Below are 18,816 nucleotides of genomic sequence, written 5' to 3'. Positions count from 1 at the left end.
ATCTTGTTCTCCAGCTTATACGAGGTTGAACGCTGCCAGCAGCATGTCGATCAATTTGATGCCGATGAATGGCAGGATCAAGCCGCCCAGGCCGTACACCAGCAGGTTGCGGCGCAGCAGCGCAGTAGCGCCGATAGCGCGGTAACGCACGCCTTTCAGGGCCAGCGGTATAAGGAACACGATGATCAGCGCGTTGAAGATCACGGCGGACATGATGGCGGAGTTGGAGCTGGCCAGGTGCATGACGTCGAGCGCCTTCAGTTGCGGGTAAGTGCCGACGAAGGCGGCCGGGATAATCGCGAAGTACTTGGCGATATCGTTCGAGATCGAGAACGTGGTCAGCGAGCCGCGCGTCATCAGCATCTGCTTGCCGATCTCCACGATCTCCAGCAGCTTGGTCGGGTTGGAATCCAGGTCCACCATATTGCCCGCCTCCTTGGCAGCCTGGGTGCCGGAACTCATGGCCACCGCCACGTCGGCCTGGGCCAGCGCAGGCGCGTCGTTGGTGCCGTCGCCGGTCATGGCGACCAGGCGGCCGTCGGCCTGGTACCTGCGGATAAGTCTTAACTTACCCTCAGGCGTCGCCTCGGCAAGGAAGTCGTCCACGCCTGCTTCAGCCGCAATGGCGGCGGCGGTCAGCTTGTTGTCACCGGTGATCATCACGGTCTTGATGCCCATGCGGCGCAGCTCCGCGAAGCGCTCCTTGATGCCGCCTTTGACGATGTCCTTCAACTCCACTACGCCCATCACGCGGCCATTGTCCGCCACCACCAGCGGCGTGCTGCCACGGCGCGCTACATCTTCCACGGTGCCCGCTACTTCGGCAGGCCACTGCTGGTTCGCCGCTTCCACGTACTTGCGGACGGCGTCGGCCGAGCCCTTGCGCACTTCGCGGCCCGCCAGGTCAACGCCGCTCATGCGGGTGTTGGCCGAGAACGGAATGAAGACGGCATGCATCGGCGACAGTTCGCGCTCGCGGATATTGAACTTCTGCTTGGCCAGCACCACGATGCTGCGGCCCTCCGGCGTTTCGTCCGCCAGCGAAGCCAGTTGCGCCACATCCGCCAACTCACGCTCGCCCACGCCCGGCGCGGCGAAGAAGGCCGCAGCCTGCCGGTTGCCGAGGGTAATGGTGCCGGTCTTGTCCAGCAACAGCACATCGACGTCGCCGGCAGCTTCCACCGCGCGGCCGGAAGTAGCGATGACGTTGGCCTGCATCATGCGGCTCATGCCCGCCACGCCGATGGCCGACAGCAGGCCGCCGATGGTGGTCGGGATCAGGCATACCAACAAGGCGATCAAAACAGTAATGGTGATCGGCGAACCTGACTGCGCGGCTTCCACCGAGAACAGCGAGAACGGCAACAAGGTCGCAGTCACGATCAGGAACACGATGGTCAAGGCCACCAGCAAGATGGTCAGCGCGATCTCGTTCGGGGTCTTCTTGCGCTTGGCGCCTTCCACCATGGCGATCATGCGGTCGAGGAAAGTCTCGCCCGGGTTGGCAGTGACCTGAACCACCAGCCAGTCGGACAGCACGCGGGTGCCGCCGGTAACCGAAGAAAAGTCGCCGCCCGATTCGCGGATGACCGGCGCGGATTCGCCGGTAATGGCGCTTTCGTCCACCGAGGCCACGCCTTCGATCACGGTGCCGTCGATCGGGATCACGTCGCCCGCTTCCACCAGCACATGGTTACCCTTGCGCAGGTCGGTGGCCGGGCATGGCAGCCATGGCGTGCCATGCTTTGGCGCTGCCAGGCGCTTCGACGTCACGCTCTGTTTCAGGCTGCGCAGCGAAGCCGCTTGTGCCTTGCTGCGGCCCTCGGCCAGCGCTTCGGCAAAGTTCGCGAACAGCACGGTGAACCACAGCCAGACCGTGGTGGCAAGGATGAAGCCTGAACTGGCCTCCCCTACGCCGTTCAGCGACTGGATGTAGAGCAGAGTGGTAATGATGCTGCCGATATATACGACGAACATCACAGGGCTGCGCAATTGGACCGCAGGGCTCAGCTTGCGGAACGCATCGGCAATGGCCGGCACCACCAGCTGCGAATCGAACAGCTTGAGGCGCTTACCTGGTTGGGCGACTGGAATCGCCTGGGATTGCGACATGGTGTGCACTCCTTACTTATACAGTTGCAGGTGTTCGATCACCGGGCCAAGCGCCAGCGAAGGAACGTAATTCAACACGCCTACCAGCAGCACGACGGCCACCAGCAGGAACACGAACATCGGGCCATGGGTCGGCATGGTGCCGGAGTTGGCTTGCAGGCGCTGCTTGGATGCCAGCGAACCGGCAATCGCCAGCACCGGCACGATCATGGCGAAGCGCCCAAACCACATGGCGATGGCCAGCATGGTGTTGTAGAACGGTGTATTGGCGGAGAGTCCGGCGAAGGCGCTGCCGTTGTTGTTGGCGGCCGAACTGAAGGCGTACAGGATCTCCGAGAAGCCATGGGCGCCCGGATTGGCAACACCGGCCCTGCCCGCGTCCAGCATGACGGCGATTGCGGTACCCGCCAGCACCAGGGTCGGCGTGACCAGGATGGCGATCGAGGTCATTTTCATCTCGTATGACTGGATTTTCTTGCCCAGGTACTCCGGCGTGCGGCCGATCATCAGGCCGGCGATGAACACCGCCATGATGGCGAAGACCAGCATGCCGTACAGGCCCGAGCCGACGCCGCCGAACACCACTTCGCCGAGCTGCATCAGCAGCATCGGCCCGGCGCCGCCAAGCGGCGTGAAGGAGTCGTGCATGCCGTTCACGGCGCCGCAGGACGCTGCCGTGGTCACGGTCGCGAACAGGCCGGTGGCAGCGATGCCGAAGCGCGTCTCCTTGCCTTCCATATTGCCGCCCGCTTGCAGCCCAGTGGCCGACTGGTCGACACCCATCGCTTGCAATGCCGGTTGCGCCGACTGCTCCGCCGCGGTGATGCCGATGGCGGCGACCACGAACATGACGGTCATCGCGCCCAGCACGGCCCAGCCCTGGCGGCGGTCGCCCACCATGCGGCCAAAGGCAAAGCACAGCGCGGCGGGGATCAGGAAGATCGCCAGCATCTCGCCGAAATTCGACAGTGGGGTCGGGTTCTCATAAGGATGCGCGGAGTTGGCGTTGAAAAAGCCACCGCCGTTGGTGCCCAACATCTTGATCGCTTCCTGCGAGGCGACCGGGCCCATGGCGATCAACTGCGTGTTCGCGGTCCGGGCTTGCGCTGGAACTTCTGGCGTAGCACCCGGTATCGCGTAGGTCACCTGCTCCAGCAGGGCTACCTCCTTGTAGGCGGAGAAGTTCTGGATCGCACCCTGGCCAACCAGGAACACTGCAAACAGGAAGGACAACGGCAACAGCACATACAGCACGATGCGGGTCAGGTCGACCCAGAAGTTGCCGATCGATTTGGCGGAGCGCGCAGCGAAGCCGCGGATCAGGACGAATGCCACGGCAATGCCGGTGGCGGCCGAAAAGAAGTTCTGGCCGGTCAAAGCCAGCATCTGGCTCAAATAGCTCATGGTCTGCTCGCCCGCATAACCCTGCCAGTTGGTGTTGGCCACAAAGCTGACGGCGGTGTTGAACGAGGAGTCGGGACTGGCGCCAGGCAGGTCCTGCGGGTTCAGCGGCAGCCACGCCTGCATGCGCTGCACGGCGTAGACAAACAGTGTGCCCACCAGGTTGAAGACCAGCAGCGCGATAGCATAGGCTTTCCAGCCCATGCCGCGCTGCGCTTCATCGGTCTGTACGCCGGCGGCGCGGTACAGCAGTTTTTCGACCGCCGCCAGCCAGCCCAGGCCTGGAATATTGCGGCCGTCGGCCACGCGCGCCAACAAACCGCCCAGCGGCCACGCCGCGGCGCCCAGCACCAGCAGGAAAACTGCCAGCAGCAGGAAGGATTGGGTGGTCATGTTACAGGTCCTCCGCTTTCAGCAGGGCCACCAACAGGTAGGCCAGCAAGCCGGCCGTGGCAACGGAGCCGATGAGATAAAAGATGTTCATTGCTGGCCTCCCAGCTTGTCGCAACCGGCCGCCATAGTGGCGACCAGTACGAAAAAGGCGACGATTGCGCCGATAAAGACGATGTCCATTAGGTTCCCCGAAAGGTCTTGTTTGTCTGTGAACCAGCTTATCGAGCCACGTCTAAAATCGGTGTAAAGACTGGGCAAGCCGGTGTAAACAAGGTGTAAAAATCAGAAGGTCCGGCTGACGGTGAGCTGCAGGGCGTTCTTGCCCAGGAATTTTCCGTTGGCCGGAGAGGCGTAGGCCGTCTTGCCGGCGTTGGTGCCGACGGCAGCCAGCTGCACGCTGGCGAAACCCATATCCTTGGTGACGCCCAGCTTCCAGTCGCTGTAATCGGAGGCACTGTTGTTCTTCACGCGCTGGTGTCCGGCGTGCAGGTTGACGGTGTAGCCGGCACCCGCATCGAGGTTGGCGCTCAGGTCCAGATAGCCGGAGTTCTTGCTGTCGGCGAAGCCAAACAGGCTTGTCAGCGAATGCGAATACTTCAGGCTGGCCGGGCCATAGCCAAGCTGGCCGTAGACTTCCGTGGTGTCGGGATTGTCGAGGCCCGGGATGCGGCCCTTGTAGGCATAGGTCAGCACGCCGGCATCGTAACTGATGTCTTGCGTCAGTTGGCCGCGCTTGCCGCCGTAGATGTCCAGTTCCACGCGGCCGGAGCCGCCCGCATCGCGCGTCCAGTTGATGGTCGAGGCCCAGGCGCCGACGTACAAGCCGGTGGCAGCGCTGGCGAAATCGGCGCCGCCTTGCAGGGCGGGCTGCGAGCGCGTTTGCGAGATGCCGCGATAGCGGTAATCGCTGGTCAGCGAGGCGTTGAAGCTCAGGTCATCGGCAAAGGCAGGAGCCGCCAGCATGGCAGCGGCCAGGAAAATCGCATTCTTCATAAATCCACTTTCGTCAAAAAAAGAAGGTGACGAAAGCGTATCGAGCGCCGCATAAAAACGGTCTAAATAGAAGGCCGCAGCCAATCAACGCCGCGTAAAAATGTCCGCTTTGGGGTCAGGAACGATAGTGGACATTTTGCTGCGCAAGAATGTCCACTTCTGTTCCTGACCCCAAAGTGGACATTTTTTACAGGCGCATGAATTTTCGCAGCACGGCCTGCACCTGGTGCTCGGCCAGCGGCTTGTCGAGCATTCCTGCTGCGCCGGCGGCGCGGCCGCGGGTGACGTCGTAGTCGTGGGCGGACTGCACCAGGAAAACCACCTCGGGATGCGTCTCTTCGCTGCGCACTTGGGCGCACAGCAGGTAGTGGTCGATGATCGGCGAGGCAAAGTCGATCAGCACCACAGCGACCGCCCGCTGGCGGCAGATCGCCAGCGCAGCCACGCCGTCCACCGCCCACAATACTGTGGTGCCGAACTGTTTCAGCGATTGTCCTAACTGCTCGCTGAAACGGGCATTCGCGTCGACACAAACCACAGCTCCTTCCCGCCGCGGCTTGCGCATCTTTTCATATACATCAGGGTCGGTCAGGTCCAGGTCGAGCCGCTCGTGGCGCCGGCGTTCGGGTACCAGCGAATCGACGGAAGGCGACAGGCCGGCCAGCACTGCGGCACGGCGTTCGACCAGGCGAGCCAATTCGGCATACATGGCGCTCCACTGCACTGGCAGCGGCAAGTTCGGGTAAGGCAGCAACACACCGGTCGCGCCCAACACCAGCGCCGGCCGGATGTCGCCTGCAGCCAACGATGCGATGACGGCCAGGGCTCTCAATTCGGTGCCGTTGGCCAGGTAAATATCGGGGTCCTGCAGGCTGTCTTCGGACAGGCAAAGATACGACGGCCCTTCGGCTGGCGCCCGGGACAGGCCATGCGCGAGCGCGTGCCCGGCCTCCGGCGGGAAGCCAACCAGCCTGACTGCCAACGGGCGCCGATCTGTGGTCATAAACCCATTTTACCGCCGTGATTCCCTTGCGCCACCGGCTGTTGCGGATAGAATGCGCAAGCATGCGATCCGTCACCGCGGAAAATACTGTATATAATCACAGCACTTTGCATTACCAATAACACGTATGGCCACTAAAAAACCAGTTTCCGACTACAGCGAATCATCCATCCGCGTCCTCAAAGGACTGGAGCCCGTCAAGCAGCGCCCGGGCATGTATACCCGCACCGAGAACCCGCTGCACATCATCCAGGAGGTGATCGACAATGCCTCCGATGAAGCATTGGGCGGCCATTGCAAAAACATCATCGTGACGCAGAATGCCGACGGTTCCATCTCTGTCGAAGACGACGGCCGTGGTATTCCGGTCGGCTTGCATCCTGAAGAAAACGTGCCGACGGTGGAAATCGTCTTTACCCGCCTGCACGCGGGCGGCAAGTTCGATAAAGGCTCGGGCGGCGCCTACGCCTTCTCCGGCGGCCTGCACGGTGTCGGCGTTTCGGTCACCAACGCGCTGTCCAAGCGTCTGGAGATCGCAGTGTGGCGTAAAGACGACGCCGGCAATGGTTTCCACAATCTCGCCTTCGAAAACGGCGACCTGGTGGAACCGCTGCGCTCCGAGCCTGCGCCGAAAGACGGCAAGAAGTCCGGTACCCGGGTTACCGCCTGGCCGGATGCGAAATATTTCGACTCGCCGCTGATCTCCCAGGTCGAGTTGCAACGCCTGCTGCGCTCCAAGGCCGTGCTGCTGCCTGGCGTGACCGTCACGCTGAAGAACGCCAAGAACGGCGACGAGCAGACCTGGATGTACAAGGACGGCCTGCGCGGCTACCTGAACGAACAACTGGCGCAAACCTCCTCCGGCGGCGAAACCCTGATCCCCCTGTTCGAGGGCGAACAATTCGCTACCCCTGACGCGGAAGGCTTTGCCGAAGGCGAAGGCGCATCGTGGGTGGTGGCATGGACCGAGGAAGGCGCCGTGGTGCGCGAGTCCTACGTCAACCTGATCCCGACCCCGAACGGCGGCACCCATGAATCCGGCCTGCGCGATGGCCTGTTCGGCGCGATGAAAAACTTCGTCGAGCTGCACTCGCTGCTGCCGAAGGGCGTTAAGCTGCTGCCGGAAGACGTGTTTGCACGCGCTTCCTTCGTGCTGTCGGCCAAGGTCCTGGATCCGCAGTTCCAGGGCCAGATCAAGGAGCGCCTGAATTCGCGCGATGCTGTGCGCCTGGTGTCCACCTTCTCCAAGCCTGCGCTGGAACTGTGGCTGAACCAGCACATTGACTTCGGCAAGAAACTGGCGGAACTGGTCATCAAACAAGCGCAATCGCGCCTGCGCTCCGCGCAGAAGGTCGAGAAAAAGAAATCCTCTGGCGTGGCCGTGTTGCCGGGCAAGCTGACCGATTGCGAATCGGACGAAGTGACCCGCACCGAAATCTTCCTGGTGGAGGGCGACTCCGCAGGCGGTTCCGCCAAGATGGGGCGCGACAAGGAATACCAGGCCATCCTGCCGCTGCGCGGCAAGGTGCTGAACTCCTGGGAAACCGACAAGGACCGCCTGTTCGCCAATAACGAAATTCACGATATCGCAGTGGCAATCGGCGTCGACCCGCACAATTACGGCGACTCGCCAGACCTGAGCGGCCTGCGCTACGGCAAAATCTGCATCCTCTCCGATGCGGACGTCGACGGCTCCCACATCCAGGTGCTGCTGCTTACCCTGTTCTTCCGCCACTTCCCTGCCCTGATCGACAAAGGCCACATCTGCGTGGCGCGTCCACCGCTGTACCGCGTGGATGCACCGGCACGCGGCAAGAAGCCGATCCAGAAGCTGTACGCGCTGGACGACGGCGAATTGGTGGCCATCGAAGACAAGCTGCGCAAGGATGGCCTGAAAGAAGGCTCCTGGACCATTTCCCGCTTCAAGGGCCTGGGCGAGATGAACGCCGAGCAGCTGTGGGAAACCACCATGAATCCGGACACCCGCCGCCTGCTGCCCGTGTCGCTGGGCGATTTCGACCACAGCTACTCGTCCTCGCGCTTCAATATGCTGATGGGCAAAGGCGAAGCCGCCGCCCGCCGCGCATGGATTGAAGAACATGGCAATGAAGTTGAAGCAGACATCTAATACAAGTATCGAACATGACTCAAGCAAACCTCTTTGACGAACCGACCCCGGAGCTGCCGCCAAGCGGTGGCAACGGCGGTGATGACGGCGGCGAATCGCTGACCCTCTCGACCTTCGCCGAGCGCGCCTACCTGGATTACGCCATTTCCGTGGTCAAGGGCCGCGCCCTGCCGGACGTGTGCGACGGCCAGAAGCCGGTGCAGCGCCGCATCCTGTATTCGATGAACGAATTGGGCCTGGGCCCGACCGCCAAGCCGCGCAAGTCCGCCACCGTGGTCGGCGACGTGCTGGGTAAGCTGCACCCGCACGGCGACCAGTCGGTGTACGACGCGCTGGTGCGCATGGCGCAGGACTTCTCCCTGCGCTACCCGCTGATCGATGGCCAGGGTAACTTCGGTTCGCGCGACGGCGACGGCGCCGCGGCAATGCGATACACCGAAGCCCGCTTGACTCCGATTTCGCGCCTGCTGCTGGACGAAATCGACGAGGGCACCGTGGATTTCATCCCGAACTACGACGGTTCGTATGAAGAACCGGCCCTGCTGCCGGCACGCCTGCCGATGGTGCTGCTGAACGGCGCCTCAGGTATCGCCGTGGGCCTGGCGACCGAGATCCCGTCGCACAACCTGACCGAGGTGGCCAAGGCCGCGGTGGCGATGATCCGTAATCCGAAGATCACCCACTCGGAACTGATGGAACTGATCCCGGGCCCGGATTTCCCGGGCGGCGGCCAGTTGATCACGCCGCGTGCGCAGCTGGACGATATGTACGCGTCCGGCCGCGGCTCGATGAAGGTGCGCGCGCGCTGGAAGATCGAAGAACTGGCGCGTGGCCAGTGGCAGGCCGTCGTGTACGAACTGCCGCCGGGCACCTCCAGCCAGAAGGTGCTGGAAGAAATTGAAGAACTGACCAATCCGAAGGTCAAGCTGGGCAAAAAAGCCCTGTCGCCGGAGCAGGTGGCGTTGAAAGGCCTGCTGCTGGGCCAACTGGATAAGGTGCGCGATGAATCGGGCCGTGAGGCTGCTGTGCGCCTGGTATTCGAGCCAAAGTCGAAGAACCAGAACCAGACTGAGTTCATGCACATGATGCTGGCGCATACCTCGCTGGAGACTTCGGCATCGATGAACCTGGTAATGATCGGCGGCGATGGCCGTCCACGCCAGAAGGGCATCAGCGATATCCTGGGCGAGTGGATCGAGTTCCGCTTCGCCACTGTGACCCGCCGTACCCAGTTCAAACTGAAAAAGGTCGATGAGCGCATCCATATCCTGGAAGGCCGCCAGATCGTCCTGCTGAACATCGATGAAGTGATCGCCATCATCCGTAATTCGGACGAGCCGAAGGCGGCGCTGATCGAGCGCTTCAAGCTGTCGGACCTTCAGGCGGAAGATATCCTGGAAATCCGTCTGCGCCAATTGGCGCGCCTGGAAGCGATCAAGATCGAACAGCAATTGGCCGAGCTGCGCAAGGAGCGCGAGGGCTTGCTGGACATCCTGGACAATCCGTCCACCCTGCGCCGCCTGGTCATCAAGGAGATCGACGGCGACGCCAAGGCTTACGGCGACGCACGCCGCACCCTGATCGAGGAAGCGCAGAAGGCTGTCGTGGAACAGAAGGTAGCCGACGAACCGGTGACCGTGATCATTTCCGAAAAGGGCTGGGTGCGCGCGCGTACCGGCATCGGTCACGATCCGGCGCAGTTCACCTTCAAGGCGGGCGACTCGCTGTATGGCGCGTTCGAGTGCCGCACGGTGGATACCCTGCTGGGCTTCGGCGATAACGGCAAGGTGTACTCCGTGCCGGTAGCCGCGCTGCCTAACGCACGCGGCGACGGTGTGCCGATTACCACGCTGGTGGACCTGTCGGGCGGTGCACGCCTGCTGCACTACTTCGCGGGCAATGGCGACAAGCAGCTGCTGCTGGCGTCCGACGCGGGTTATGGCTTTATCGCCAAGGCCGGTGATATGGTGTCGCGACTGAAGGGCGGCAAGTCCTTCATCACGCTGGACGAAGGCGACAAGCCGCTGCCTCCGACCCTGGTTGTCGATGGCGCGAGCGCAGTGGCGGTCATTTCCGAGAAGTCGAACCTGCTGGTGTTCGGCATGGACGAGATGAAGGTGCTGTCCAACGGCGGTCGTGGCGTGATCCTGATGGATCTGGCTGACAAGGAGAAGCTGGTTGCCGCCTGCGCGATCACCGACAAGGGTGTCACCGTGCTGGGAATCGGCAATGCGCAGAAGGCCAAGGAAGACCGCATGGGGCCGACGGCTCTGGGTCCTCACTTCGGCAAGCGGGCGCGTAAGGGTAAGCCGATGCCGGTGCGGATCAAGCCGACGGGGTTGGCGCCAAATACCTAAACCGGTAAACCAGGGTCTGACCCAAAGGTCAGACACGATTGTTGGCTGCCGCGTGGCGGGTCAGACCCTTGGGTCTGACCCAGATTTACCGGTCTTAGCGCGGCGCGTACAAATCAATCGTCTCCTGCACCGCCTCGCTGCAAACCGCACAAAACTCCTCGCTGCGGTCAAACATCAAGCACTGCTGCTGCGAACGATAGTAGCCAGTCGCCTCATAATTCGCCCCCTCGAACGCCCCCACCGCCTTGCGATTCGGCGCCTTCGAGAACAGCGCATTGGTCCAGGCCAGATCTTCCTTGAACAACTTGCTCATCTCCGATTCCGGACGATTATCCTTGCGCAGTTGCGCGCGGATCTTATGGTACTCGCGTGAATGCGTCTCATACTCCGCCTTCGGCCACGCAGTCGGCAAGGCGGTTCCCGGCGTCACAAACTTCTTCCACTTCACATTGGCCGGGTCCAGCAAGGCCGTCACGTTCGGCTCCCAAGGCTCCATGCGCGCAGCGCCGGTCGCATAAGCCACCGGCGAGGTGTAATACTCATCCGCCAGGCCCGCGAAGTGATGGCCGAATTCGTGCACGAACAGGTAGTTCGCCCAATCGTTGTCCGCCGCCGCAGTGCTGAACTGGCCGTAGATTCCGCCACCGCCATACGTATCGTTATTCACCAGGATCTCGATGAATTCATACGGCGCATGCTGCGCAATCTCGCGCAGCGCACGATTGTCGATGGTCAGCACGTAGCGTTCGCTGCCGAAGATGTCATAGCGCGTGCCCAGCTTGGACGCATGGTGGGTATTGGTCGAAGGGCGCGACACGCCGCTTTCCTGGGTCGGCACCGCCATCGCCCACACGTTGAAGTCCTTGGCGCGCTCCTTGAACGGCGAAACAGTGAACAGGTAGTCGGACAGCTTACGCGCACGGGCCTCGAACTTGGCCATATCGGCCTTGGTATAGCCGTCGCCCAGGATCAGCAAGTCAACCTTCTTTTCGCTTGGGCCACTGACACGGATCGGGATCGGTTTGGCTGGCGCCACATCCTGCTTGCGCACCACGTCCATCGCATCGGTGTCGACGTCCACGCTCCACGCCACGGAGAATTCATTGCGCTCGTCGCGCTTCAGGATGCGCACCTTGACCGGCCGGTCGGGCTTGGGGAAACGCACCGATTCATGGAAGCCGCGCGTCAGCTTGGCCGCTTCCTCGGTCGACTTCCATTCAACGAAAATGGTGGAGAAGGTGCGGGTGTACAGCACCTTGCCGGTCTTGGCATCCGCCACTTCGACCTTGTTCACGCCGCGGTTCGTGGTATCGATTGTCTTGGACATATCGCCCGGCCATGGCAGCGGCTCAATCACAACTTGTTCGATCGCATAACTTTCGTTTAGCGCGTTACCAGTGTGCATATAGTCGAGGCGTACGGTTGCCGGTTGCGCCGCCAGTGCAAGGCCGGCCACGGTGCTGAGCGCCGCTCCCGCCAGCAGTCGATTCAGGTACGACATGAAGTCTCCAGTGTGGTTTTGGTGGCGGTTATTGTAGCTTTGCTTTGCGGATTACAGTAGACCAGCCAAAAGGCCAGGCATAAGATGGCCCCATGCCTATTGAACCCGAACAGCTAAGAACATGGCTGGCTGCGGCCGGCCGCCAGGACGCCGCGGCATTTCGCGCGCTGTACGATGCAGCCGCGCCGAAACTGTTTGGCTTTGCCATGCGTATATTACGTAAGCGGGAGCTGGCCGAAGAGGCGCTGCAGGAAGGCTTTGTGTCGATCTGGCACGCAGCGCCGCACTACGAGGCCGGCCTGGCAGCGCCGCTGACGTGGATGGCTGCCATAGTCCGCAACAAGGCGCTCGATATCCTGCGTCGCACGGATGACACGGTGGAACTGGATCATGAAGCATTTCGCGATGAATACACAAGCTCCCCTGCCGAGGCGAGTGAAATGAGCAGCGACGCACGCGCGCTCGCTGCCTGCATGGCGCGGCTGGAAGGCCTGCATCGGATGGCGATATGCCTGGCCTTCTTCCATGACCTGTCGCACACCGAAGTGGCGCAACGCATGTCGCTGCCCGTCGGCACCGTCAAAACCTGGATCCGGCGCGGCATGGACAAACTCAGGCAATGCCTGTCGCAGGTGGAATCGTCATGAACATCCGTGAAAATGACGACTTGCGCGACAAGCTGGCCGCGGAATACGTGCTGGGCACCTTGCGTGGCGGTGCGCGCCGTCGTTTCGAAGGCTTGATGTACAGCGATGCCGCCCTGCGCATGCTGGTCAAGGAATGGGAACGCCGCCTGCTACCGATGCATGAATTCGTGCGTGCGCAGGAGCCCTCCCCTCAAGTATGGCGAAATATCGAAATGCGCCTGCACCTGAAACCGGAGCGCAGCAGCTGGCATTTCTGGCGTGGTTTCGGCATCGGGACCGCATCCGCCGCAGTGGCTGCCGCGCTGGTGGTGGCGATCGGCTTGCAGCAATTGCGGGGGCCATCCTACGACCTGGTTGCCACTTTGACCGACCAGCAGGCGCAGCCCGCCCTGTTGGTGAAGGCCGATACCCGCAAGCGGCTGCTGCAAGTTCATATCGTCGGCGCTGCGCCGGTGCCGGTCGACCGCTCCTTGCAGCTATGGGCCATTCCGAAAAAAGGCGCGCCGCGCTCGTTGGGCGTGCTGGGTGCCGAGGGACGTTCAACTTTTTCCCTCGCCTCGGGCGCTGTAGGCGACGACGTTGTGGTGCTGGCAATCTCGCTGGAGCCGCGCGGCGGATCACCGGATCCTAACGGACCAACCGGGCCTGTGCTGTACAAAGGCCCGTGGGTACGAGCCATGTAATCACACAGTGGCTCGCTCGACCAACCACAGCATCGCCAGCAAGGCGATGCCGGCCGAGCCGCCCTTCACAATGAGCTGCCGGTACATCCAGGTGCCGCGCAGCGCGTAGGCCAGCGGGACGACGGCCGCGACAATTGCCAGCTGACCCAGTTCGACGCCTGCATTGAACGCTGCCAGAGCGAGTACCGTGGCACCTTTGGGCAAGCCAAGGTCACCCAGCACCCCGGCAAAACCGAAACCATGCAACAAGCCGAAGGCGAATGAGGCCAACCAGCGCTTGCCTCGCACCAGTGGCCAGACATTGTTCAGCGCAGCGATTGCGACCGAAGCGGCGATGGCGGATTCAATCAAGCGGCTTTGCAGCGCGACCACTTGCAGCGCTGCGAGCGAGAGTGTGATCGAGTGGGCGAGCGTGAAGGCGGTGACGACGCGCAGTACGTCTGCGCTCGCGGGCCGCCAGCCTTTCACCAACACCGCCGGCAGTAACAGGGAGAGCAGGAACAGGATATGGTCATAGCCGGTCCAGATATGCCAGACCCCGTGCCGCAGGTAACCGGAAGCCTGTTGCCAAGTGCTGCCATCTCCGCTGGCGGCTGCGAGACGCGTGTGATCGCCGCCCAGTATGGCCGATTGCGTGCGGCCGTCGAGAGTGATGTTGGCCATGCCGCGGTGCTGGGCATCGAGGTCGGCGAACAGTTTGTAGTCGATGGAAAGAGTGACGCCGGGTTCGCAGGCCCCGCGTAGCAGCAGGACGGTATAAGCACCGTCAGTGTGGCGGTCAATCTGCTGGCCTGACACGCGCAGGCGGCAGCCTGGCGCCAGGCCGAGGCGCGGCATGGCGTAGGCCGCGATCTCGGTGTGACGGGAACGGACCTCGTCCCAGGTCAGTTCGCCGTCGCCATCCGCATCAAGGCCAATGGCAAAGTCGATGTCGCGCAAGGCGATGTCCCAGCGCCCGTCGACAACTTGCTGGCGCGATGCTGGTTCCGCCGTCGTAACACGCAGCGTCAAGTAGCTGTCGCTCGGCTTGTGCGCCTGGGCCGCACCGGCGGCAAACAGCAGGGGCACGACGATCAGCGCAGCCAGCCAGCGCGCAGCCGAAGGCCAGGTGATCATAGCCGGTCTCCTTCCAGTTGCTGCGCCAGCGAGGCGATCTTAAGGTCCTCAAGGCCTTGCCTGCGGCGCCAAGCCAGTGCCGGACGGGCTGCCGCGGGATCGCGCGCCGCGACTGCTGCTTCCAACAGGATGCGCAGGTCTGCGGGCTCTTTCTGAACCTGCCAGTTGACCAGGGCAAGTTCCAGCGCGGCACGGGCGCTATGGCGCAGATGCAGTTCGAAACGGGCCTGTTCGCGCTGGTGGATTGCTTCGCCACGGCGGGCTGCCGCCGTGAAGCGCGCTTGCAGTTCCGCAAGGGCGTTGGCCTCGGTCGGCACGGACACGTGCGACGCAATCGTGTGCCGCAGCAGCAAGCCATCGATGCGAAGGTGCTCGCGCAGCAGCGCCTGCACTTCAGCATGACGGCCCTGGTCCAGCAGCAGGTCCGCATAAGCGCCAAGCAGGTAGCTATCGTCCGGCGCCAAGTCGAGCGCCTGGCGGAATCGCGCTTCGGCGCGCGCTTCATCACCGCCCCGCGCCGCCAGCTCGCCTGACAGCGTCAACGCCCAAAGCCGCAGGCCGTCATTGGACGCGCCTTGCGCGCTCGGCGAACGCTCGATAGCCAGCGCCAGCAAGCGTTCGCTGGCCGCAAGCTGGCCGCCGGAGGCGCGGGCATTGGCGAGGCAGGTCATGCTGGCAAGTTGACTGGCCAGTGACGAGAGCCGGCCGCAACTGCGAATGGCCGCATCGTATTCGCCCCGCACTACCTGCACCGTCGCCAGGGTCACCCACGCCTGGGCGTTGCCGGGGTCTGCGCGTGTCACGGCGTCCAGGTCGCGCATCGATTCCTCAAAGCGATGGCTGGATTGCAGCAGCGTGGCGCGCAACAGCAACACCGGCACCGGCGGTGCGGCGGCCTGCCACCAGGGAGCCAGGGCAGCTTGCGCATAACCAAAGTAGCGTGGATCGCCCGTTGCGCGGCCAAGCTCGATGTAGCGCTGCGCAGCTTCGGCGGCAACCGCCGGGTCGCGCGGCGCCTCCGCCAGCCGTGCGCGCTGGCGGCGCACAACCGCGTCGGAAGCAGTTCCCCGCTGCGGCAACCGTTCCAGCACCTCGGCACCGGATCGCGGCACGAACGGCGCGGCCAAACCCGGTAGCGCCATGGATGCCATAGCGGAGAAGGCCAATGCAGCGGCGACGCGAATGGTGCAGGCGGCGGGCTTCATGGCTTCCCTCACTCCACGACCACCGGCTCGCCGCCCTCAGGCGCGGCCGCCGCCGTGCCATCGACGTCGGCCGGTTCCGTGGTTTCAGGCGCGCTGCGAACCAGCACAATCAGCGCCGAGGTAAAGGTATCGCCTGGCGGAGGAAGAGGCAACTGATCGGGCATCGACATCGCCGAAGCGGCATCACCACCACCACCGCCGCAGCCGGCCAGCAACACGGCAGCAAAAGCAAGACATAGACGTTTCATGATCATGCCCTCCTATTGCTGCGGCGAGCCGGCGATCGGCGTCTTCAGGTAGGGGAAGCCGGCGCTGAAGTAGCTGTCATCCAGGAAAGCGCCATCAGTAAAGCGGATCGCACCGGCAGGAGCATCGCCAGGCGCGCAGCCGATATTCAGCGTGCACAGCTTGCCAATCACCACGCGCAAAGCGATATCCACCACGTCGTCGCCCGGCCGGCGCCCATTGGGAAAACCCGCGTTGTCGCCATCGATCACGCCCAGCCGCTTCTGCGCGCCTTTCGCAACCGGTGCAATCGAAGTGTTCAGCCGCAGCATTTCGGAAGCCTTCACATTCGCTGGCTGGTTCAAGCCCGGCACGCCGGTGAGGAAAACCGTCACCAGGTCATTGCGCGGGAAGTTGGTTGGCGCCTTGGCGCCCGCGCTGCCGAACAGCACCTCCACCAAGGCCGGCAAGGTCGGATTGGTGACATAGTCCACGAACTGCCCATCCTGCCGCGGCTTGCTGTGGTTGAAGCGGTCCTTGTCTTTCAAGCCGATCACCACCTCGTTCACCAGCGGCATGCCGAGCCGCGACACCTGCGTCCACGCCCCGCCCTCCTTCGAACCACCGTTCGGATTGATCAGGCGCCCCTGCCGCAGGCTGGCCGTGGTCCAGCCGCCGATCACCGGCTCCGTGCCGGCAGTCAGGCACGACGCCGCCACTTCCAGCTCGATGGAAGTCACGTTCTTGTCGTCCAGGTCATCGCGTGCATTCCGCTCCGCATTGGCGAGGAACTCCACCGCCGGCGCCTTGATGTTGATCAGGTCAAAGGTCTCGCCCAGGTTGACCACGAACGAATCCTTGCGCTGGCCGACAAACATGCGTGCCGGTACCGCACAACCGGGAATATTCACCGCGTACACATGCTTGCCCGCATAGCCTGCGTAATCAGGAATCGACTTGTTGCCGATATTGTCGACCGGCTTGTCGAACACCGTGGCGCCATTGCCGGCCATGCGCACGGACTGCCGCGTGCCGCGCCGGTCGCCGCGCACCACGTCTACCGTGTAGCTCTCGCGCACATTCAGTCCGGCCGCATTCACCTCGTTGATCGGACCGCCGTTGATCACCAGGGGAATCGGCACCTGCTTGCCGCCCACCGTGAACGCGGCATTCTTGAACGTATTGGTGAAGCGGAACTGGAAGGTCAGGTCCTCGCGCGCATCGCCGTTGTTATCGATGTGGATCTCGTACAGCGCATCCGGATCCATGCTGAAGAAGTTCGGGCCGCCGTATGCATCCTGCAGCGGCACGTAGTTGGCGATCAGGGTCACGAATTGTTCACGCCCCGGCTCGTAGCTGCGGAACATGTAGAAGTCCGTCCCGTCGACCTTCGGTTCACGCGTGATGAACGGTGCTTCGCGGTGGCTCGACGCCTGCGCCGCCGGCGCCAGGGCTGACAGTATTGCCAACTGGACAGCAGCTTGCTTGATGAGTGCCATGGTTTCCTCCCGTGTGGTTGGTTGCCATGGCATATACGCGGCGCATGCGCCGCCGGATTCAAATCCTCATTTATATTTGTATAGCGGCCGAGTGATCTCGATAGGCCGGATATCGAGGCGGATATTCAGCACCGAATATGCCTCAGCAACGCTGGAGACGTAACCCACCGTATCGGCGGTCTTGGTGAAGCGGAACTCGAAGCCAAGCTCGGTCCCGCTGGCGCGCGGATTGCCGCTGGCAATACCGATCGCCTCATCCTGGTTGCTGTCGATCAGGCGCTCCATCAGGTCGATCACGGCGTTGTTGCCCAGCACGTCGTTGCTGAACACGGCACCCCGCCCCAGCGTGCGGGTCGGGTCGATGCGGCCGCCAGCCTTGTCGTTGGACGGCATGAACATGTGGGTGCCGATATTGAACTTGTCACCGCGGTCGAGATAGCTGATCACGGCATTGCGCACGCCAAAGTGCGGCGCCTCCTTGTCCCATTCGGCACGCGACAGGTCGATCAGCAAGGCGCCCTTGTAGCCGATGACTTCCACCTCGCGCTGCGCATTGACCACCATGGCGCTGTCTTCGTCGATGCCAAGGCCGATCTGGTAGCCCTTGGCCAGCATGGCCGGGATCATGCGCGCAAAGCGGCCGCGCACCAGCAAGTGCTGGTCCACGAACACGTCGTCGCCGATGAAGCCCAGCCCCGGGCCCAGTTCGCGGCCATCGGCAATACCGGTCTGCAGCATCGACAGGATCGCCTTCGGATTGGCGAACATGGTGCTGCTCATGATGGCCGCGCCGGCAGAGGAACCGGCGACCACGCCGCCGCGGCGGTACACCTCCCACACCGCCTCCAGCACCGCAGTCTGGGTGCCGTCTTCGCGCAGCAGCGCCTTGGTGATGCGGCCCTGGTCGCCCCCGGCGAAGTAGATGCCGTCCGATTCGCGGATTTTCTTGGCCAGCAAGGCATCCTCCGCATTCTTCTTGTAGTCGCTGCCGGCCAGGCGCACCGCAACCGGCACCAGGAAGGCGTCGGCGCCCCATTTGCGCAGGTAGCCGATGATGGACTGGGCCGAACGTTCCGGATTGCCGGCAGCGGACGGAAACACCGCGATGCGCGAGCCCTTGCCGCCCGCCAGTTTCACCACGCGCTGCCAGACGTCAGCATTGTCGCCGCGCAAGCCACCGCCGATGATCACCAGCGAGCCCTGGTGCGCCGCTACCGGCGACGGCGCGATGGCCGCCGATCCGCCGCTGAGCGTGGCACTGGCGCCGGCCACGATGCGCACCGGGGCGGCAGTATCGGGCAGGGGTACAGGGGTCGAAGGCGGTGCAGTGGGAAGCTTTGACGGGGTGTCCGGCGGCGGCGTCGTGCTGGTGCGGGCAGGAACGGGATTCCGGGGCGGCGCCTCGCGGGCGTGGATCGGAAGGCCGCATGCGGCCAGCAAGGCCAGGCCCAAACGGGCCAGGCCGGCGGGAGAGTACAGCTTCACGATGGCCTCCTGTTCTGCTTGCTCGCTGGCATCGCTGCTAGACATCTGGGTAATACCTTTCCATCAGT

15 protein-coding genes are annotated in these 18,816 nt (G+C 63.1%); 4 read left to right on the top strand and 11 right to left on the bottom strand.

Features of this window, described 5'->3' with window-relative positions:
- Positions 1-15: 15 nt before the first annotated feature.
- The 5 genes from kdpB to ACQ4MM_RS09350 all read right to left on the bottom strand — a co-directional run bounded on the left by kdpB (position 16) and on the right by ACQ4MM_RS09350 (position 5,902).
- Positions 16-2,112, bottom strand: coding sequence for a potassium-transporting ATPase subunit KdpB (kdpB, locus tag ACQ4MM_RS09370; RefSeq protein WP_431477115.1), 2,097 nt, complete (start codon positions 2,110-2,112; stop codon positions 16-18).
- Positions 2,113-2,124: 12 nt separating this feature from the next.
- Positions 2,125-3,906, bottom strand: a complete 1,782-nt coding sequence (gene kdpA, locus ACQ4MM_RS09365) for a potassium-transporting ATPase subunit KdpA (RefSeq protein WP_431477114.1) — start codon at positions 3,904-3,906, stop codon at positions 2,125-2,127.
- 1 nt (position 3,907) lies between these two features.
- A complete protein-coding gene (locus tag ACQ4MM_RS09360; RefSeq protein WP_431477113.1) occupies positions 3,908-3,997 on the bottom strand; it encodes a potassium-transporting ATPase subunit F in 90 nt (29 codons plus the stop codon).
- Between the two features lie 191 nt (positions 3,998-4,188).
- Entirely contained in the window at positions 4,189-4,899 is a 711-nt protein-coding gene (locus ACQ4MM_RS09355; protein WP_431477112.1) for a TorF family putative porin, read from the bottom strand.
- Between the two features lie 187 nt (positions 4,900-5,086).
- A complete protein-coding gene (locus ACQ4MM_RS09350; RefSeq protein WP_431477111.1) occupies positions 5,087-5,902 on the bottom strand; it encodes a response regulator in 816 nt (271 codons plus the stop codon).
- Between the two features lie 127 nt (positions 5,903-6,029).
- Here ACQ4MM_RS09350 and ACQ4MM_RS09345 point away from each other — a divergent pair, with 127 nt between their 5' ends.
- Complete coding sequence (locus ACQ4MM_RS09345; protein ID WP_431477110.1) at positions 6,030-8,030, top strand: DNA topoisomerase IV subunit B; 2,001 nt, start codon at positions 6,030-6,032, stop codon at positions 8,028-8,030.
- Between the two features lie 14 nt (positions 8,031-8,044).
- A complete protein-coding gene (gene parC / locus ACQ4MM_RS09340; protein ID WP_431477109.1) occupies positions 8,045-10,387 on the top strand; it encodes a DNA topoisomerase IV subunit A in 2,343 nt (780 codons plus the stop codon).
- Positions 10,388-10,481: 94 nt separating this feature from the next.
- On the opposite strand, the gene ACQ4MM_RS09335 is transcribed toward parC, so the two are convergent.
- A complete protein-coding gene (locus ACQ4MM_RS09335) occupies positions 10,482-11,888 on the bottom strand; it encodes a M64 family metallopeptidase (protein WP_431477108.1) in 1,407 nt (468 codons plus the stop codon).
- A gap of 92 nt (positions 11,889-11,980) precedes the next feature.
- Here ACQ4MM_RS09335 and ACQ4MM_RS09330 point away from each other — a divergent pair, with 92 nt between their 5' ends.
- Entirely contained in the window at positions 11,981-12,535 is a 555-nt protein-coding gene (locus tag ACQ4MM_RS09330) for a sigma-70 family RNA polymerase sigma factor (protein WP_431477107.1), read from the top strand.
- Positions 12,532-13,218 (top strand): anti-sigma factor, encoded by a 687-nt coding sequence (locus tag ACQ4MM_RS09325; protein WP_431477106.1) that lies wholly within the window; start codon positions 12,532-12,534, stop codon positions 13,216-13,218. The genes ACQ4MM_RS09330 and ACQ4MM_RS09325 overlap by 4 nt, the downstream gene beginning before the upstream one ends.
- Here the strand turns inward: ACQ4MM_RS09325 and ACQ4MM_RS09320 are convergent, their stop codons facing one another.
- The 5 genes from ACQ4MM_RS09320 to ACQ4MM_RS09300 all read right to left on the bottom strand — a co-directional run bounded on the left by ACQ4MM_RS09320 (position 13,219) and on the right by ACQ4MM_RS09300 (position 18,793).
- Positions 13,219-14,334 carry a HupE/UreJ family protein gene (locus tag ACQ4MM_RS09320; RefSeq protein WP_431477105.1) on the bottom strand — a complete coding sequence of 372 codons (1,116 nt, stop codon included), beginning with the start codon at positions 14,332-14,334 and terminating at the stop codon, positions 13,219-13,221. It lies immediately after the preceding gene.
- Positions 14,331-15,539 carry a tetratricopeptide repeat protein gene (locus ACQ4MM_RS09315; RefSeq protein ID WP_431477104.1) on the bottom strand — a complete coding sequence of 403 codons (1,209 nt, stop codon included), beginning with the start codon at positions 15,537-15,539 and terminating at the stop codon, positions 14,331-14,333. Before ACQ4MM_RS09315 ends, ACQ4MM_RS09320 begins: the two co-directional genes overlap by 4 nt.
- A gap of 8 nt (positions 15,540-15,547) precedes the next feature.
- Entirely contained in the window at positions 15,548-15,787 is a 240-nt protein-coding gene (locus ACQ4MM_RS09310; protein ID WP_431477103.1) for a hypothetical protein, read from the bottom strand.
- Positions 15,788-15,799: 12 nt separating this feature from the next.
- Positions 15,800-17,263 (bottom strand): DUF4331 domain-containing protein, encoded by a 1,464-nt coding sequence (locus tag ACQ4MM_RS09305; RefSeq protein ID WP_431477102.1) that lies wholly within the window; start codon positions 17,261-17,263, stop codon positions 15,800-15,802.
- A gap of 66 nt (positions 17,264-17,329) precedes the next feature.
- A complete protein-coding gene (locus tag ACQ4MM_RS09300; RefSeq protein WP_431477101.1) occupies positions 17,330-18,793 on the bottom strand; it encodes a cyanophycinase in 1,464 nt (487 codons plus the stop codon).
- Positions 18,794-18,816 lie beyond the last annotated feature (23 nt).

This window comes from Massilia eburnea (assembly GCF_050709955.1).
Taxonomy (GTDB): Bacteria; Pseudomonadota; Gammaproteobacteria; order Burkholderiales; family Burkholderiaceae_D; genus Rugamonas; species Rugamonas eburnea_A.
Note: the sequence above shows the minus strand (reverse complement) of the source record. Positions and strands in the feature narration are given on the sequence as shown.

Bases quoted from the DNA above. Each gene is read 5' to 3' on its own strand.
- ACQ4MM_RS09305 (WP_431477102.1), bottom strand. From the start codon at position 17,263: ATGGCACTCATCAAGCAAGCTGCTGTCCAGTTGGCAATACTGTCAGCC.
- ACQ4MM_RS09355 (WP_431477112.1), bottom strand. From the start codon at position 4,899: ATGAAGAATGCGATTTTCCTGGCCGCTGCCATGCTGGCGGCTCCTGCC.
- ACQ4MM_RS09350 (WP_431477111.1), bottom strand. From the start codon at position 5,902: ATGACCACAGATCGGCGCCCGTTGGCAGTCAGGCTGGTTGGCTTCCCG.
- ACQ4MM_RS09345 (WP_431477110.1), top strand. From the start codon at position 6,030: ATGGCCACTAAAAAACCAGTTTCCGACTACAGCGAATCATCCATCCGC.
- ACQ4MM_RS09330 (WP_431477107.1), top strand. From the start codon at position 11,981: ATGCCTATTGAACCCGAACAGCTAAGAACATGGCTGGCTGCGGCCGGC.
- ACQ4MM_RS09300 (WP_431477101.1), bottom strand. From the start codon at position 18,793: ATGTCTAGCAGCGATGCCAGCGAGCAAGCAGAACAGGAGGCCATCGTG.
- ACQ4MM_RS09310 (WP_431477103.1), bottom strand. From the start codon at position 15,787: ATGAAACGTCTATGTCTTGCTTTTGCTGCCGTGTTGCTGGCCGGCTGC.
- kdpB (WP_431477115.1), bottom strand. From the start codon at position 2,112: ATGTCGCAATCCCAGGCGATTCCAGTCGCCCAACCAGGTAAGCGCCTC.
- ACQ4MM_RS09335 (WP_431477108.1), bottom strand. From the start codon at position 11,888: ATGTCGTACCTGAATCGACTGCTGGCGGGAGCGGCGCTCAGCACCGTG.
- ACQ4MM_RS09360 (WP_431477113.1), bottom strand. From the start codon at position 3,997: ATGAACATCTTTTATCTCATCGGCTCCGTTGCCACGGCCGGCTTGCTG.
- ACQ4MM_RS09320 (WP_431477105.1), bottom strand. From the start codon at position 14,334: ATGATCACCTGGCCTTCGGCTGCGCGCTGGCTGGCTGCGCTGATCGTC.
- kdpA (WP_431477114.1), bottom strand. From the start codon at position 3,906: ATGACCACCCAATCCTTCCTGCTGCTGGCAGTTTTCCTGCTGGTGCTG.
- ACQ4MM_RS09315 (WP_431477104.1), bottom strand. From the start codon at position 15,539: ATGAAGCCCGCCGCCTGCACCATTCGCGTCGCCGCTGCATTGGCCTTC.
- parC (WP_431477109.1), top strand. From the start codon at position 8,045: ATGACTCAAGCAAACCTCTTTGACGAACCGACCCCGGAGCTGCCGCCA.
- ACQ4MM_RS09325 (WP_431477106.1), top strand. From the start codon at position 12,532: ATGAACATCCGTGAAAATGACGACTTGCGCGACAAGCTGGCCGCGGAA.